13 protein-coding genes, 1 other RNA gene and 1 other annotated feature are annotated in these 15,948 nt (G+C 38.9%); of the genes, 13 read left to right on the top strand and 1 reads right to left on the bottom strand.

Translation table 11 applies throughout. The features are described from left to right. Positions 1-436 precede the first annotated feature (436 nt). On the top strand, positions 437-1,843 hold the full coding sequence (locus V6670_RS15485; protein ID WP_058845150.1) for an AbgT family transporter: 1,407 nt from the start codon (positions 437-439) through the stop codon (positions 1,841-1,843). A gap of 491 nt (positions 1,844-2,334) precedes the next feature. On the opposite strand, the gene V6670_RS15480 is transcribed toward V6670_RS15485, so the two are convergent. Then, the gene (locus tag V6670_RS15480; RefSeq protein ID WP_141905038.1) at positions 2,335-3,918 is read right to left on the bottom strand and encodes an SH3 domain-containing protein; all 1,584 of its coding nucleotides are present in this window, start codon (positions 3,916-3,918) and stop codon (positions 2,335-2,337) included. Positions 3,919-4,082: 164 nt separating this feature from the next. Then, positions 4,083-4,325: a binding site (T-box leader), on the top strand. 254 nt (positions 4,326-4,579) lie between these two features. Here V6670_RS15480 and hisS point away from each other — a divergent pair. The 12 genes from hisS to V6670_RS15420 all read left to right on the top strand — a co-directional run bounded on the left by hisS (position 4,580) and on the right by V6670_RS15420 (position 15,765). After that, the gene (gene hisS, locus V6670_RS15475) at positions 4,580-5,848 is read left to right on the top strand and encodes a histidine--tRNA ligase (protein ID WP_141905039.1); all 1,269 of its coding nucleotides are present in this window, start codon (positions 4,580-4,582) and stop codon (positions 5,846-5,848) included. Between the two features lie 64 nt (positions 5,849-5,912). Next, the gene (gene aspS, locus V6670_RS15470) at positions 5,913-7,682 is read left to right on the top strand and encodes an aspartate--tRNA ligase (protein WP_141905040.1); all 1,770 of its coding nucleotides are present in this window, start codon (positions 5,913-5,915) and stop codon (positions 7,680-7,682) included. A gap of 140 nt (positions 7,683-7,822) precedes the next feature. After that, positions 7,823-8,022: non-coding RNA, 6S RNA (gene ssrS, locus V6670_RS15465), on the top strand. Positions 8,023-8,213: 191 nt separating this feature from the next. Continuing rightward, positions 8,214-9,374 (top strand): N-acetylglucosamine-6-phosphate deacetylase, encoded by a 1,161-nt coding sequence (gene nagA / locus V6670_RS15460; protein ID WP_338651598.1) that lies wholly within the window; start codon positions 8,214-8,216, stop codon positions 9,372-9,374. A gap of 26 nt (positions 9,375-9,400) precedes the next feature. Then, the gene (locus tag V6670_RS15455) at positions 9,401-10,123 is read left to right on the top strand and encodes a GntR family transcriptional regulator (protein WP_141905042.1); all 723 of its coding nucleotides are present in this window, start codon (positions 9,401-9,403) and stop codon (positions 10,121-10,123) included. 4 nt (positions 10,124-10,127) lie between these two features. Continuing rightward, positions 10,128-10,847 carry an SIS domain-containing protein gene (locus V6670_RS15450; RefSeq protein ID WP_141905064.1) on the top strand — a complete coding sequence of 240 codons (720 nt, stop codon included), beginning with the start codon at positions 10,128-10,130 and terminating at the stop codon, positions 10,845-10,847. A gap of 19 nt (positions 10,848-10,866) precedes the next feature. After that, positions 10,867-11,136 carry an HPr family phosphocarrier protein gene (locus V6670_RS15445; protein ID WP_338651597.1) on the top strand — a complete coding sequence of 90 codons (270 nt, stop codon included), beginning with the start codon at positions 10,867-10,869 and terminating at the stop codon, positions 11,134-11,136. Between the two features lie 96 nt (positions 11,137-11,232). Beyond that, positions 11,233-12,408 (top strand): GNAT family N-acetyltransferase, encoded by a 1,176-nt coding sequence (locus V6670_RS15440; RefSeq protein WP_141905043.1) that lies wholly within the window; start codon positions 11,233-11,235, stop codon positions 12,406-12,408. A 228-nt stretch (positions 12,409-12,636) separates the two neighbouring features. After that, complete coding sequence (locus tag V6670_RS15435) at positions 12,637-12,948, top strand: PTS sugar transporter subunit IIB (RefSeq protein ID WP_036124378.1); 312 nt, start codon at positions 12,637-12,639, stop codon at positions 12,946-12,948. A gap of 17 nt (positions 12,949-12,965) precedes the next feature. Beyond that, the gene (locus V6670_RS15430; protein WP_036124376.1) at positions 12,966-13,286 is read left to right on the top strand and encodes a PTS lactose/cellobiose transporter subunit IIA; all 321 of its coding nucleotides are present in this window, start codon (positions 12,966-12,968) and stop codon (positions 13,284-13,286) included. Positions 13,287-13,332: 46 nt separating this feature from the next. Further along, positions 13,333-14,658 (top strand): PTS sugar transporter subunit IIC, encoded by a 1,326-nt coding sequence (locus V6670_RS15425; protein ID WP_141905044.1) that lies wholly within the window; start codon positions 13,333-13,335, stop codon positions 14,656-14,658. A gap of 24 nt (positions 14,659-14,682) precedes the next feature. Next, the gene (locus V6670_RS15420) at positions 14,683-15,765 is read left to right on the top strand and encodes a MupG family TIM beta-alpha barrel fold protein (protein ID WP_141905045.1); all 1,083 of its coding nucleotides are present in this window, start codon (positions 14,683-14,685) and stop codon (positions 15,763-15,765) included. The last annotated feature ends 183 nt before the right edge of the window (positions 15,766-15,948 follow it).

Here is a 15,948-nt window from a genome sequence, read left to right as displayed (position 1 = left end):
ATGAGTATATAGACCTTAATTGGATAAATATCTTACTTTAGAGGATTGTTTTCTATTAAAAATAATTAGGTATTATAATAAAATCTTCAAATCTATTAAAATTTGTCAATTTACGTACAGTTACTCTTCTCATTCGTGAAATGAAGCTATAGAAGTTGTTAACCTTGGTCGCAATAATCAAGTCACGGCGCTCTGCTGAACGCATAATTATCCGATTAATCGAGTATGAATATTTTATGCTAGCAGAGGATAAGCATCCTTATCAGCAGGGTCGTCTGAGAAAGCTTGATATGACAACAACCAAATAGAATTTCTGAAATAATAGAAAATTAATACTTTACAATAAATTTGAACTCATGTATATTTATTTTCAATTAACGACATATAGCGACAATATAATGCAAATGTCTAAATTGATTAAAAGGAGGGTGATGTCATGGAAAATGAACAGGGTGTAAAGAAAAGAAGCTGGCTGAAAGTACCTCATACATATACCATTATTTTTGCTATTATTTTTTTAGCAGGTATTGCAAGCTATATTATTCCAGCAGGTGAGTTTGAACGAATAGAGGATAAGGAAGGGCGAATGCTCGTTGTAGATGGAAGCTATCATCATATTGAGAGTGATCCAGTTTCATTTTTTGAAATGTTTACAGCTATTCCAATGGGTCTTGAAAAAGGGGCTCAAATTATTTTCTACATTTTCTTAGTCAGTGGTGTTTTTGGGATTATTCGTTCCACGGGTGCCATTGAAGCTGGTGTTTATAAAGGGGTAAAAGCTTTAGAGGGAAGAGAAAAATTACTTATCCCATTATCAATGATTTTATTCTCTGTTGGTGGTTTTACAATGGGGATGGCCGAAGAAACAATTATTTTCGTACCGATTGGTGTAGCCATTGCACGTGCGATGGGCTTCGATGCTGTGACAGGGACTGCCATGATCACACTTGGAGCGGCCAGTGGATTTTTTGGAGGGATGCTTAATCCCTTTACGGTGGGTGTTGCACAATCATTAGCAGATGTACCGTTATTCTCCGGGATCGGCTTCCGTGCAGTTGTCTATGTTTTTGTGTTAGGATTTGCTATTTTCTATGTATCTCGCTATGCCTTTAAGGTGAAAAAGAATCCACAGGCAAGTGTTATTTACGACATCGAGCAAAAAGCTAAATCTAATGTATCCGTTATTGACATTCCTACATTAACAGGAAAGCATAAATTTGTATTTATTGTGATGGCTTGTGGAATTGGCTTTAATATTTATGGTGTATTTAATTGGGGCTGGTTCTTAACACAGTTAACCGCATCCTTTTTAATTATGGGGTTAATTGCAGGGCTAATTGGTGGGTTGAAACCTGCAACTATTTTTGATTCCTTCATTGAAGGAGCGAAGGCTGTAACATTTGGTGCTTTAATTGTAGGTTTTGCCCGTGCGATTACGGTTGTTTTAGAGCAAGGGAAAATTATCGATACTATCGTTTATGCGGCATCGGAAACAATTGGGCATTTACCACATGCTATCAGTGCAATCGGTATGTTATTTATTCAAGCACTGTTAAATTTATTTATTTCATCTGGTAGTGGACAGGCAGCCGCAACAATGCCGATTATGATACCAATTACCGATTTATTAGGGTTAGAACGACAAGTGGCTGTATTAGCCTTCCAATATGGTGATTCCTTAACGAACTCTATTATTCCTACTTCATCTGCCTTAATGGCCTATTTAGCGGTTGCAGGCATTCCCTATGAAAAGTGGATCAAATTTATTTGGAAGATGATTCTTGGCTGGGCAGTGATTGCATGCCTGGCGTTAATTGCTGCGGTAGCAATAGGGGTTTCTTAATACGTGAAAAAAGCTGTGGATAGCATCCGCAGCTTTTTTCTTAGTGTTGAAAAACAAAACAGTCAATTGGAAGGTAGAAATGGATTTCCGTTGCAGGCTACTTGACTCCATTCCAACCTACAAAAGTGTTACCTTTTTAGTGAAGGTTTTCAAATAAAGTGAAGGTCTTCACTGCTCTTTATGGAGAGGTGTTGTCACGCATCACTTCTCTACATTAATAATAAGAGCTTATTCCCTCTAAGAATACAAATAATGGGCTATTTAATCGCTATATTACTATGAAAAAAAGTAAAGACTCTTTGCAGAATGGTTGATTGGAGTGGAGCCAGCGTCACTCCTAGGGGATTTAGCGTCACAGATGAGACCCTGGAGCGAGCGTAAGTGAGTGAAGCGGCTCATCGGACGCCCCCTGGAAAGGACGCTGGCGGAACGGAAATCTCCCCCTCCCCTTGCAAAGTTGCTTTTTCTGCCTTTGACATGATCTTTTTTCATTATTCCTCTTGCTCATTAAAGTAGTTGAGGATTCCTTGATAAATACCGAGAGTCGCCTGTTCACGGAACTTCGCTGTGGTGATGACACGCTCTTCACTTGAATTACTTAAGAAGCCTAACTCAATAAGGACTGCTTTTTGACGATTTTCTCGTAGGACTAAATAGTTACCTTGTTGTGTGCCACGATCTCTTAACTCTAATTTACTTGATAGTCCATCATGAATCGCTTCAGCAAGCCCTTTTTGATTACTATTCATATAATAGGAGGTGAAGCCGTTAATAGAGCTATCGTCTGTTGCATCATAATGGAGACTAATAAAGGCATCTGCTTCATATTGATGGGCAATCGATACACGCTTACGCAATGCCACATATTCATCTGATTCCCTCGTCATGACTACATTGGCGCCAGCCGCACTTAACTTGGATGCAAGCATAGTAGCTGTTTTCAGCGTAATGCCTTTTTCCTCTGTACCACGTTGACCCGTTGTGCCATGATCATTTCCCCCATGGCCAGCATCAACAACTATTGTTAACCCACTTAATGTCCCTTTTTTACGAGGCTCTTCTTTTTCCTTTTGAGGAATCATCGTTTTATTAGAACTTGTTGTTACAACCCAGTTTGCAACAAATGCTGTTTTATCTTCGTCTAATTGAATTTCATAAAAATCATTTTTTACGCCGACAATTGGATAATTTAAGCCAGCATCTACCCGTTCGACCACTTCAGCTGCTGTTGAGGCATCTGTTCGTAAGTTTGTCCCATTATAGATTATGGTAACAGATTCCAACTCTTTGGAAGAGGAAGTTTTGGATGTACTTTTAACTTTATTGGAGAAAGTACCATAAAAGCTATAAACCCAGCCTGTTTTTTTATCATTGTACTGAATTTGTACCCAATTATGTTCATGTGCAATTACTTTAAAGGCTTGACCCTTTTTAGCAGTGCCGATTTTTTTAGCATTCAAGTCTGGTTTTTTACGAACATTGAGGACGTCTACTAAAATAGTAAAAGTTGTGTCCTTGTTAACAGGTGTTGTGGTTGTAGTTACTTCTACGGCATCATCTTTAGCTTCTGTTTCTTTTTTAGGATTATCATTAATCGTGACATAATCCTTTGAAACCCATCCCGTAAGTCCATTCCAATCAATTTTTGCCCATTCAGCATTTTCTTCAATAAGGTTGGCTTGGTTGCCTGTAGAAAGTTGACCAAGAACAGCTGAAGAAATATCTGGATCTGTTCGTATATTTAAACGGTCAACTTGTGAGATGACGGTTTTATCGATGGCCTGTTTAGCACTTGTAGGAGCCGTCAGCCATGAAGCAACCCAGCCCTCATAGTTACCTGCTTTTACTTGAATCCAATCACCTTCACGACCGATAGAGGTTAAAGGATCGCCTTCTTCTAATGTCGTAATAATGGGATATGATAATCCAGGACCCTCACGCAAATGAAGAATCGTTCCAGCGACTTTTAGATCGCTGGTGTCAGCGGAAGCTCTTTGAACAAAGTTCTTATTTGGCATCGCAATCGTTACCATTAGTACGAATATGATTATACTATGTAAAATTTTTGTCCTCATCAGATTCCTCCTATTCCTTGTGCTATTTTACCATGCTTTTGTCATAAAATTCGTGGTAAAATGGTAACGGAATTTGTTATTTTCATTATAGCCCTATGAAAAATACAAAAACAGTTGACATTGGCATGGCTAGTGACTAACATAAAGGGTAATCGAAAAATGATTAATCGCTTATGACCAAGCAAGTAGCGTATACCTCTATTGGAACAGAGAGGGAAAGACTTAGGCTGCAATCTTTCCTACAAAAATGTATCATGCGAATAACACTTGAGAGGCTTTTTTCTGAAAAGCAGTGCTTAGTAGGAAAAAACGGAATCGGCCGTTATCCGATTACGAGGAGGACACATGTAATTAATTGTGTCAACTAGGGTGGAACCGCGGAAGCTTATACAGCTCTCGTCCCTTGCTATGGCAAGGTGACGGGGGCTTTTTTGTTGTTCGAAAAAACTGCGAGGTTCTTTTGAGAAAAGGGATGGGTTCGGTTTTAGGTGGTGAGTCTGCTCATCAAAGTTGCGAACCCGCTCTAATCAAAGTGAAGACAGCTCATTGAAGGTGTAACCACACTCCAACCTGAATGGAAACTGCTCAATCGAAGCATGCCTCCGCTCCAAGTGGAATGACAGCTGCTCTATCATAAGCAATCGATATAGGAGGGATTTACATGAGTTTTAAAGTGCCACGAGGGACACAAGATATTTTGCCAGGTCAATCTGAAAAATGGCAAAAGGTTGAAGCGATTATTCGTGATATTTGTCGTGTTTATCGTTATAACGAAATTCGCACACCGATTTTCGAGCAAACGGATTTGTTTGCGCGTGGTGTTGGTGAAACAACGGATGTTGTGCAAAAGGAAATGTATACATTTGAGGATCGCGGGGGACGTTCACTAACATTACGTCCTGAAAATACGGCTGGTGTCGTACGTGCCTACGTAGAACATAAAATGTTTGGTGCTCCAGATCAGCCCGTTAAGCTTTCTTACTTAGGACCAATGTTCCGCTATGAGCGTCAACAGGCTGGGCGTTATCGTCAATTTGTACAGTTTGGAGTAGAGGCCATTGGTTCAGCAGATCCTGCAATTGATGCGGAAGTCATTGCTCTTGCGATGGATGTTTATGAATCAGCTGGCTTAAAAGATTTAAAACTAGTGATTAATTCACTGGGTGATAAAGAAACGCGTAATACTCACCGTACAGCCTTATTACAGCATTTTGAGCCACATATTCAAGAGTTTTGCTCTGACTGTCAAAATCGTTTGCAAAAAAACCCATTACGAATTTTAGATTGTAAGGTGGATCGTGAGCATCCATTAATGCAAACGGCTCCAGCGCTAACTGATTTCTTAACAGAGGAGTCAGCTGCTTATTTCAGTCAGGTGAAATCGTATTTAGATACATTAGGCATTTCTTATGAGGTGGATCCAAATCTTGTACGTGGGCTTGATTATTACAATCACACAACATTTGAAATTATGTCTACAGCAGCTGGCTTTGGTGCCATTACAACACTATGTGGAGGCGGACGCTACAATGGGCTAGTGCAAGAAATTGGCGGTCCAGATGTACCGGGTATTGGTTTTGCATTAAGTATTGAGCGTTTATTATTAGCACTTGAAGCAGAGGGCGTTGAATTAGATACCGCTTCAGGACTAGATGTTTATATTATCGCAATGGGCGATGAAGCCAAGCAAAAGGCTGTAGAGCTAACTAGTACTTTCCGTGCAAAGGGTCTTGCGACAGAAATGGATTATTTAGATCGTAAAATGAAAGCCCAAATGAAATCAGCGGATCGTCTAGGTGCAAAATACACAATCGTTCTTGGCGAAACAGAGCTTGAAGAGCAAGCAGCTGCCGTGAAACATATGGAATCTGGTGAACAGCACAAAGTGGCATTCTCAGAGCTAGTGAATTATTTATCACAACAATCTTAAAACAGATACAGGGCATTGCTAGTAGATGCTACATAAAATGAAGATATTTTGGAGGAATTTAACAATGGCTACAAGAACACATGCTAGTAACGAGCTATCAGAAGCGTTACAAGGCGAAAAAGTCGTATTAAAAGGTTGGGTGCAGCGTCGTCGTGACCTTGGTGGTTTGATTTTCATTGATTTACGTGACCGTACGGGAATTACACAGGTCGTATTTAGTCCAGACGTGGCTGAAGCACATGCACTAGCGGATAAAGTACGTAGTGAATATGTGATTGAAGTGGAAGGAACAGTTATCCTTCGTACAGAGGATCAAATTAATCCGAATGTACCAAACGGTAAAATTGAAGTAGAAGCAACAAGTTTAATCGTAATTAATACGGCCAAAACAACACCATTCCAAATTGAAGATCGCACAGACGTATCAGAAGACCTACGTTTAAAATATCGCTATTTGGACTTACGTCGTCCAGTCATGTTCGATACATTCAAAATGCGTTCTGATGTTACACGTACAATCCGTAACTTCTTACAAAATGAAGGCTTCTTAGAAGTAGAAACACCGATTTTAACAAAATCAACACCAGAGGGTGCTCGTGATTATTTAGTACCATCACGTGTCCATGAGGGTGAATTTTATGCATTACCACAATCACCACAATTGTTTAAACAATTATTAATGGTTGCAGGCTTTGAAAAGTATTTCCAAATTGCCCGTTGCTTCCGTGATGAAGACTTACGTGCTGACCGTCAACCAGAGTTTACACAGGTGGACATTGAAACTAGCTTCTTAACACAAGAAGAAGTATTAGAAATGAACGAACGCTTAATTCAAGCTGTTATGAAAGAAGTAAAAGGAATCGATATCCCTGCACCTTTCCAGCGTATGAAGTATCAAGAAGCAATGGATCGTTATGGTTCAGATAAGCCAGACGTACGTTTTGGATTAGAGCTAGTAGCATTAAATGATATTTTTGAAGGCTGTAATTTCAAAGTATTTGCAGATACTGTTGCACAAGGGAAACAAGTGAAAAGTATCAATATTAAAGGAGCAGCGGACAAATATTCTCGTAAAGACATGGATGAATTAACAAAATTCGTTAGTATTTACGGAGCAAAAGGTCTTGCTTGGTTAAAGGTTACAGAAGAAGGCTTAAATGGCCCAATCGCGAAATTCTTTGACGAAGCGTTAGCAGCAGCTTTAATCGAACGTATGGGAGCAGAAGTTGGCGATATTCTTGTATTCGTGGCGGATAAGGCACCTGTTGTTGCAGCTTCTTTAGGGGCACTACGTTCGAAATTAGGACAAGATTTAAACTTGATTGACGAATCACAATTTGCTTTCCTTTGGATTACTGACTGGCCATTATTTGAATTCTCTGAGGAAGATGGACGTTACTATGCAGCACATCATCCATTCACACGTCCGTTCGATGAAGATATAGCGTTAATGGATACAGATCCTTCAGCAGTTCGTGCACAAGCCTATGATATTGTATTAAACGGTTACGAGCTTGGTGGTGGATCATTACGTATCTATGAACGTGATCTACAGGAAAAAATGTTTGAATTACTTGGCTTTACAGAAGAAGAAGCACAAGCGCAATTTGGCTTCTTATTAGAAGCATTTGAGTATGGCGTGCCACCACATGCAGGTCTTGCCTTTGGTCTTGATCGCTTCGTGATGCTACTAGCAGGACGTACTAATTTACGTGATACTATCGCATTCCCGAAAACAGCAAGTGCTAGCTGCTTAATGACAGAAGCACCGAGCGAAGTATCATCAGAGCAACTAAGTGAATTAAGCTTAGCCATCAAACCATTTAAAAAATAATGAATAAAACAAAATACCTGGATTTCCTAGCAAATATTGCTGGGAATCTAGGTATTTTTTTGTGTTTTCTCAGGAAAATATAGATTATTAGAGAAAATCGTTTGAATTATCAGAAAAGTGGTGTTATGATAGCTGTAATACGAATCCTGATGTGTTTGTCTAACTGCTAAATCTACTTCACAGTTTTGACCGAACACTATCGAATCGGGAGCCTTCATTTTGTAGTCGCAAACATGCCCCTAGCGGAGCGGGACGTTTAAAGCTGCAAAGCGGGCACCCCCCTGCAAATTGCGGGTTCAAAACGAATGTTTCTTGGCATTACGGCACAATTGGGATTCGTCCTATACATAGGATTAAAAAGGAGCTTGAGAGTAGCTCCTTTTTTGTTGCCAATTTTTAAAAGAAAGATTTATAGAAAAATTTTGAAAATATGAAAAAATAACTTTTTATTTTAGATGAACGAGCATATAATTGGTATAGACAACTATACCTTTTTGTAGGGCGTTCATAAAAAGGTTGGAGGTGATAAGTTTGAAGGACACATTATTAATCTCGAATGTTAGGATTATTAATCCTGATGGTCAGCCGTTTAAGGGTGACGTCTATATGGAAGATGGTAAGATCATTCAAATAGGGCAGTGTTTGTCGAGAAAGGCAGTGCAACGTATTGATGGGCAAAATCATGATTGGCTACTGCTCCCTGGCTATATTGATATGCACATTCATGGATCAGCTGGGCATGATACGATGGATGCTAGTCAATTAGCTTTGCATGAAATAGCACAGTCCTTAGTGCAAGAAGGCGTTACAGGTTTCCTTGCTACAACTATGACACAAACTATAGCCAAAATTGAAAGCGCTTTAGTCAATGTGGCGCAATTTGAACAGCAAGAGGGAGAAGCCGTTTTACTGGGCATTCATGTTGAAGGTCCATTTGTTTCGAAAATACGTGCCGGTGCACAGCCAGAAGAATACATGATTAGTCCTACGATTGAACAATTTGCTAATTGGCAAAAAATGAGCTGTTATCGTATCAAACAAATTACCGTCGCACCAGAAATAGAAGGTGGATTCACATTTCTTGAAGCATTAAAGAACTTTAATGTGATTCCGTCTATTGGTCACTCAGATGCTACAATAGAGGAAGTCCATCAGGCAGTATCATTAGGTATAAGTCAAGCCACTCATTTATATAATCAAATGCGACCATTTCATCATCGTGATCCAGGTGTCGTTGGTGGGGTATTATTAGAAGATAACATCAAAGTGGAATTAATTGTTGATTGTGTGCATAGTCATCCTCAAGCAGTCAAGCTAGCCTATCGGACAAAAGGTGCCAAGGGGATCATTCTTATTACGGACGCCATGCGAGCGAAAGGCTTGCAGTATGGTGAATATGATTTAGGTGGGCAAACGGTGTATGTAAGTGAAAAAGGAGCCCATTTAGCGAACGGAGCATTAGCTGGCAGTGTGTTAACAATGGAACAGGCGGTTAAAAATATGAAGGCCATTACGAATTGTTCCTTACAAGAAATAGTCGCCATGTCTTCTACGAATGCCGCTGAACAATTGCAGCTTCCCATGAAAGGTCGAATTGAAGAAGGGTTTGATGCAGATTTTGTCTTGCTAGATCAACAATTAAATGTGCAAAAAACGATTTGTCGAGGTAAAGTTGTATTTGAGAAATCATAAAAGAGGCGATAAGGAAGGTGCAAGATTTGTTAGAGAAAAATTCTCATATACCTATTTATATACAAATAGAAGAGATTATTAAACAAAGAATTTATTTAGAAGAATACAGAATTGGTGAAACGATACCTTCAGAACGTGAACTTTCTGCACAATTTGATGTTAGTAGAATGACTGTGCGTCAATCCATTACCAATCTCGTAAACAGCGGTCTGTTATATCGAGAAAAAGGGAGAGGTACCTATGTTGCTAATCCCAAATTGGAGCAGCCATTAAAGGGCTTAACAAGTTTTACGGAAGATATGCGCGCTAGAGGAATGGAACCAAGCAGTAAGGTGTTACGATTTGAAAAAATCATACCACCAGTGGATATTGCAAGAGATTTAATGATTGATCCTGGAGAAGAGGTATTCTTTGTGGTGCGAATTAGAAATGCCGATTCTCAGCCAATGGCGATTGAAAGAACATATATCCCAGTCAAAATCTATCCAGAGTTGGATGAAAAGCAAATAATGGGCTCGCTTTATGCTTTAATCGAAGCAAAGTTCCATCAAAAGATTGGGAATGCCGTACAGCAAATGGAGGCAGCCATTGTCTCCAAAGAAGATAGTAAATTTCTACAGATAAATCAAACAGCACCTGTTTTAATTATCAAACGTACAAGTTATTTATCGGACGGTAAACCATTTGAGCTTGTACGCAGTACGTATCGAGCTGATCGCTATAAATTTATAAGTGAAATTAAAAGGTGATTATATGCATGCATATTTTTCTGAAATCGAAAAGCTCATCCAGATTGTGAAGGAGCAGGAGACTGTTCATTTAAAGGAAGCAGCACAAATCATCGTTCAACGTCTTCAAAGAGGTGGAATCATCCAATTATTTGGCTGCGGCCATTCTCAGCTATTAGCGCAGGAGGCTTTTTATCGAGCTGGTGGTTTAGTACCTGTTCGTCCGATTTTTATAGAACCTTTGGCATTACATGCTGGAGCACTAGCTTCCTCAATCAATGAGAAGGATCCTACTATTATTGAACAACATAAGGAACAGTTTGATTTTCGTGAAAATGACGTTTGCATTGTTATTTCAACCTCAGGGAGAAATGCGGCCCCTATAGACGCTGCTATGTTAGCAAAGGATTCAGGGGTATACGTGTTATCTCTACAATCGCTCCTCTATAGAGAGCAGGTTGCACGTCATCACAGTGGGCAAAGGCTTGAAGACGTGGTAGATTTTGTGATCAATACACATATCCCTATTGGAGATGGTGTTTTGCATCTACATGAAATGCAGTATGCGCCAGCTTCTACTGTCATTGGTTCCTTATTATTAAACGCCTTGTTCAGCGAAGTCATCGAAACAATAGCAAAGACGACAAAAGAGTTACCTATTTTTGTCAGCAATAATGTTGACTCGGATTGGTCGCATAATGAAACAATGATGGCCAACTATCAACATCGTATAGATTTTACATGAAAAAGGGGAGACATCGTAAATGAAAAAAATGTATAAAATTACTTCACCTGAGGGCATTCATGCCAGACCTGCTGCACTACTAGTAACTGCAGTAACTCCATTCGAAAGTGATATTCAATTAACGTACAAGGGAAAATCTGTTAATCTAAAGTTCATTATGGGCGTTATGTCATTGGGTGTAACACCTGGTAGTATAGTAGAAATTTCAGCGGCTGGTCCAGATATTGAAAAATTATTTCAAACCGTAACGGAAATCATGGTGTCAAAAGAAATAGGAGAAGAATGTTAAGAGGATAAAAGATTCTTGCAGTGATTGTTTTCATCTCACTGCAGAAGAATCTTTTGTAAATAACTGAATTTTTAGAATTACAATAGGGGTGATTATATGGATATCCACATCGTCTCGCCTAATGATTATAGGCAGATTCATCAATTAAGAGATTATTGTTTTCCGAATAAATACACAGGGGCTCGACGAGAGGACTTTCATTATTGGATAGAGCAGAGTACGACATTAGGAGCTTATGATCATAAAAAGATTGTCGGTCAGCTTTTAATATTGCCACTCAACATGACGGTTCATGGTGTTCCTTACAAAATGGGCGGAATCGGCTTTGTTGCAACATATCCTGAGTACCGACAACAAGGTATTATTAAAAGGCTCATGATAGAAGCCCTACAAAAAATGCGGGATAATGGGCAAACCATTTCAGTTTTGGCGCCTTTTTCTGTGTCCTTCTATCGATATTTTGGTTGGGAATTATTTTTTGAGAAGCTTCATTACACGATCCCACAAGCACAATTTCCGTCGTTTGGGAAACAACTGGATATCGTCAAACGGATGAGCTTTGAATGGGTTGAGCCTGAGCTGTTCAAGGAAATAAAGGATTTTCATAATATAATGGCAATATTGCAAAATGGAGGCATGGTAAGAGATGATGCCTGGTGGAAAAGAATTGAGAGAAGGAGCCCTGACAGCCATTTTGCAGCCTATTTTCAAGCAGATAAAATAGAGGGCTATATTCGTTATACCATTCAGCAGGGGACGTTTGTCATTCAAGACTTTATGGTAGCTAATTATTTAGCGGAGCAAGGCATATGGCGTTATATTACATCACATGCAGCAAGTGTCGATCAAATTAAAGGTGTTACTAGCAATCATTATCCCTTTGGTTTTTATTTCAAAGAGCCACAATTCAAAAGGGAAGTCATACAGGATGTGATGGTTAGAGTCGTAGACGTTGCAGCTTTTATGCAGCAATATCCATGGGGAGATATCACAGAAACATTGACGATACGTATTGACGATCCATTTTGTCATTGGAATGAGCATATCTATCAAATAAATAAAAATGGTCAAGTGTCCATAATTGAGACAAATTCGGTCTCTGACAAGCATATGTTAACACTACCAATTAATCTTTTTTCTGCAATGATGGTTGGTTATCTTTCCGTCAAAGAGGCTGTTGTCTATGCTAATCAATCGACAGTGGAAAAGATTGTACAACAATGGCAAAGGGCATTACCTACTGAAAAGCCAGCATTTTATGAGTATTTTTAAGCACTGAATGGTTTGAAAATTTTAAATTTTTTTGGATTTTTTTCTGGACTATACCAGTTGGGTAGAATCGTTTATGTTGCTATAAAAAAACAATAGCCCAATTTTGTAAATAATTACACGTATATAAAATTAATGTAAAAAGTGTATTGTGGTATATACCAATAGGTGCTATTCTCAAAATAAGTAAGCGATTACACAATCAAAAAAACATAAAAAGGAGTGTTTCGAATGAAAAATATTATGTTAGTGTGTGTAGCGGGTATGAGTACTAGTTTATTAGTATCAAAGATGCAAAAAGCTGCTCAAGAGCAAAATATTGAAGCTGATATTTATGCCATTGCTGAAGGTGAGGTGGAAAAAGTATTAGCGACGAAAAAAGCGGATGTGCTGTTATTAGGTCCTCAGGTTCGCTATTTAAAGGGGTCATTTGAAACAAAATTCAAGGATAGGGGCTTTCCAATCGATGTCATCAATATGGCGGATTATGGCATGATGAATGGTGAAAATGTCCTGAAGCAAGCACTACACTTAATTGGATGAAAAAGGGGTTAAAGGGAGTGGGAGAAGCAGCATTAATGGAGTCCATTATGGGTCTTATTGTGCATAGTGGCAATACGAAAAGTGAGTGTATGGAAGCTCTTCAACTAGCGAAAAAGGGGCAAGTTGAGGAAGCAAAAGAAAAAATTAAATTAGCAAATGAGTCTTTAATTGAAGCACATCATGCTCAAACGGGGTTACTGTCTCAAGAAGCAAGGGGAGAAAAAGTAGAGGTTTCCATGTTATTAATTCATGCGCAAGATCATTTAATGAATGCTATTACTTTTCGCGATTTAGCGCAAGAAATGATTGAGTTATATGAACGAATCAAAGGGGAGTAACATCAAATTTTGATGTCACAATAAAAAGCAAAGGGAGTGTATGTGAATGTTCCGTTTTTTAGAAGAAAAATTTGTACCGGTTGCTGCTAGGGTTGGGAATCAGCGTCATTTAGTTGCTATTCGTGACGGCTTTATTACGATCATGCCATTGACAATTGTTGGATCATTAGCTGTACTTATTAACAATTTGCCCATTAAATTATATCAAAATGCACTCGATGCCATTTGGAAGCATGAGACATGGACACAGTTTGGGGGTAATATTTGGGGGGCGACATTTGGGATTATCTCCCTATTATTAGCCTTTTGTGTTGCCTATCATCTGACAAAAAGCTATGACAAGGATGCATTATCTGGTGGGGTAATAGGGCTTGCCAGTTATATGACATTTGGTACGTTTGGTGAAGGGGGATTAACAGGTTTAACGACAGGTACAGGAGGAATATTTGTTGCCCTCATTACCGCTTTAATTTCCGCAGAACTATTTTCTCGTTTATCTGGCAATCCAAAGCTTTTAATTAAAATGCCTGCGGGTGTGCCATCCGCTGTGTCAAAGTCATTTGCAGCATTACTTCCAGCAATTATAACAATTGGTTTATTAGCATTAGTTCGTACGATCATTTCTGCTGGGTTTGATATACCCGATATTATTGGAACGTTTTATTCATCGATTCAAGAACCATTTATGGGCTTAACAAATACATGGGTAGCTGGACTTATTTTAGCCTTCATTCCAACATTTTTATGGACATTTGGTATTCATGGGGCAAATATTATCGAGCCGTTTATGCAATCGATTAATCTACAAGCAATTGATGCTAACGTGGCAGCCATTTCTGCTGGAAAAGTCGCACCTTACATTATTAATAAACCGTTCTTTGACGCTTTTATTAATATGGGTGGCTCAGGTACAACGATCGCTTTAATTATCGCAATATTCATTATTGCTCGTAAAAACAAACAATATAATACGGTTGGTAAATTATCCGCTGCTCCAGGATTATTTAATATTAATGAACCATTACTATTTGGTTTACCAATTGTCTTAAATCCAATTTTATTTGTACCATTTATTTTGACACCAATGGTCAATGTGACAATTGCTTTCTTTGTAACAAAATGGGGTTGGGTGCCAGCAGCAACGATTGCTGTTCCATGGACGACGCCTCCAATTATTAATGGTTTCCTAGTCACGCAATCTTGGCGTGGAGCTGTACTGAGTATTGTCTTAATTGTTGTAGCTATTTGTATTTACTTACCATTTTTATCCATGGCAAATCGCTTGTCAAAACAGAATGAACAAAAGGCTGCTTTAGCAGCACAGAGCGAACAATCTGTTGTGGAATCCAAAGGGGAAAAAGTAGAAGTATAAGCGTCAATTAACGGAGGGTTTGAAGTGAGAAGATTGGGAATTTCGCTATATCCACAGCATAGTACACTAGACGAAATGAAGCGCTATGTTCAGCTTGCTCATGACAATGGCTTTGATCGGATCTTTACCTGTTTGATGTCATTAAAACAGGAAGGGAAGCGTCAGAAATTACAGCAAATTAATGCCTTTGCGCAGCAGCTTGGTTTTGACATATCGGCTGATATCGCACCAGCTGTTTTGGATGATTTAGGCTTAACCTTTAAAGATATTGGCTATTTGAAGGAACATTATTATTTGGCAGCCTTACGTTTAGACATGGGATTTTCTGGTCAGGAAGAAGCGTTGATGTCACTTGACGCAAGTAATCTAAAAATAGAATTAAACATTAGTAACGGGACGAAATATGTAGACAATATTGTTTCTTACCAGCCCAACAAAGAGAACATTATCGGGTGTCATAATTTTTACCCAAGACGCTTTACTGGGCTATCTCGTCAGCACTTTTTACAAACATCCCAACACTTTAAAGCACACAACTTGAGAACTGCCGCGATGATTTCCTCGCAGCATGGTCAATTTGGACCTTGGGAGCAAACGGAATACGGGTTACCTACATTAGAGGAGCATCGTCATCTTCCTATCACTGTACAAGCGAAAGATTTATGGCATACAGGGCTCATTGATGATTGTATTATTGGCAATATGTATGCCTCTGAGGAGGAAATACGTGCGTTAGGTCAATTAAATCGCAATAAGCTTGAAATAAAGGTTGTCCCGTCAGCAGACACAAGTATTTTAGAGGAAACGATTCTTTTTAAAGAGCCCCATTTTAATAGAGGGGATGTCTCTGAGTATGTCATTCGTAGCACACAATCTCGGGTTAAATATAAAAACGGAGATTTTCCTGTGCATGATACACGACCATTAAAAAGAGGCGATATCACGATTGATAATAATTTGGATGTTCGTTATAAGGGGGAGCTACAAATTGTTCTAAAAGAAATCCCAAATGCTGGGTCGAGCAATGTTATCGCTAGCGTTGTTGAGGAAGAACAATTTTTATTAGCACATATTCAACCATGGGCATCATTCGGCTTTACAAAATGAAAAAAGGTGAGAGAGGGATTGAGTCATCAATCTCACAGACTGTAGCCATCGAGAAGTTCACTCTCGATGGCTTTTGTCATTTTTCTTTCTTTGTTCAATATTTGATAAACCATTCCATAATCAGAATAGGGGTTCTCTACTAATGGATAAATAAACGAAAAATTAATAGTGGCCTCTAATTTT

It is taken from the genome of Lysinibacillus sp. Y5S-8 (genome assembly GCF_036894365.1).
Taxonomy (GTDB): domain Bacteria; phylum Bacillota; class Bacilli; order Bacillales_A; family Planococcaceae; genus Lysinibacillus; species Lysinibacillus fusiformis_D.
Note: the sequence above shows the minus strand (reverse complement) of the source record. Positions and strands in the feature narration are given on the sequence as shown.

Bases quoted from the DNA above. Each gene is read 5' to 3' on its own strand.
- hisS (WP_141905039.1), top strand. From the start codon at position 4,580: ATGAGTTTTAAAGTGCCACGAGGGACACAAGATATTTTGCCAGGTCAA.
- V6670_RS15425 (WP_141905044.1), top strand. From the start codon at position 13,333: ATGTTCCGTTTTTTAGAAGAAAAATTTGTACCGGTTGCTGCTAGGGTT.
- V6670_RS15445 (WP_338651597.1), top strand. From the start codon at position 10,867: ATGAAAAAAATGTATAAAATTACTTCACCTGAGGGCATTCATGCCAGA.
- V6670_RS15435 (WP_036124378.1), top strand. From the start codon at position 12,637: ATGAAAAATATTATGTTAGTGTGTGTAGCGGGTATGAGTACTAGTTTA.
- V6670_RS15485 (WP_058845150.1), top strand. From the start codon at position 437: ATGGAAAATGAACAGGGTGTAAAGAAAAGAAGCTGGCTGAAAGTACCT.
- V6670_RS15480 (WP_141905038.1), bottom strand. From the start codon at position 3,918: ATGAGGACAAAAATTTTACATAGTATAATCATATTCGTACTAATGGTA.
- aspS (WP_141905040.1), top strand. From the start codon at position 5,913: ATGGCTACAAGAACACATGCTAGTAACGAGCTATCAGAAGCGTTACAA.
- V6670_RS15450 (WP_141905064.1), top strand. From the start codon at position 10,128: ATGCATGCATATTTTTCTGAAATCGAAAAGCTCATCCAGATTGTGAAG.
- V6670_RS15440 (WP_141905043.1), top strand. From the start codon at position 11,233: ATGGATATCCACATCGTCTCGCCTAATGATTATAGGCAGATTCATCAA.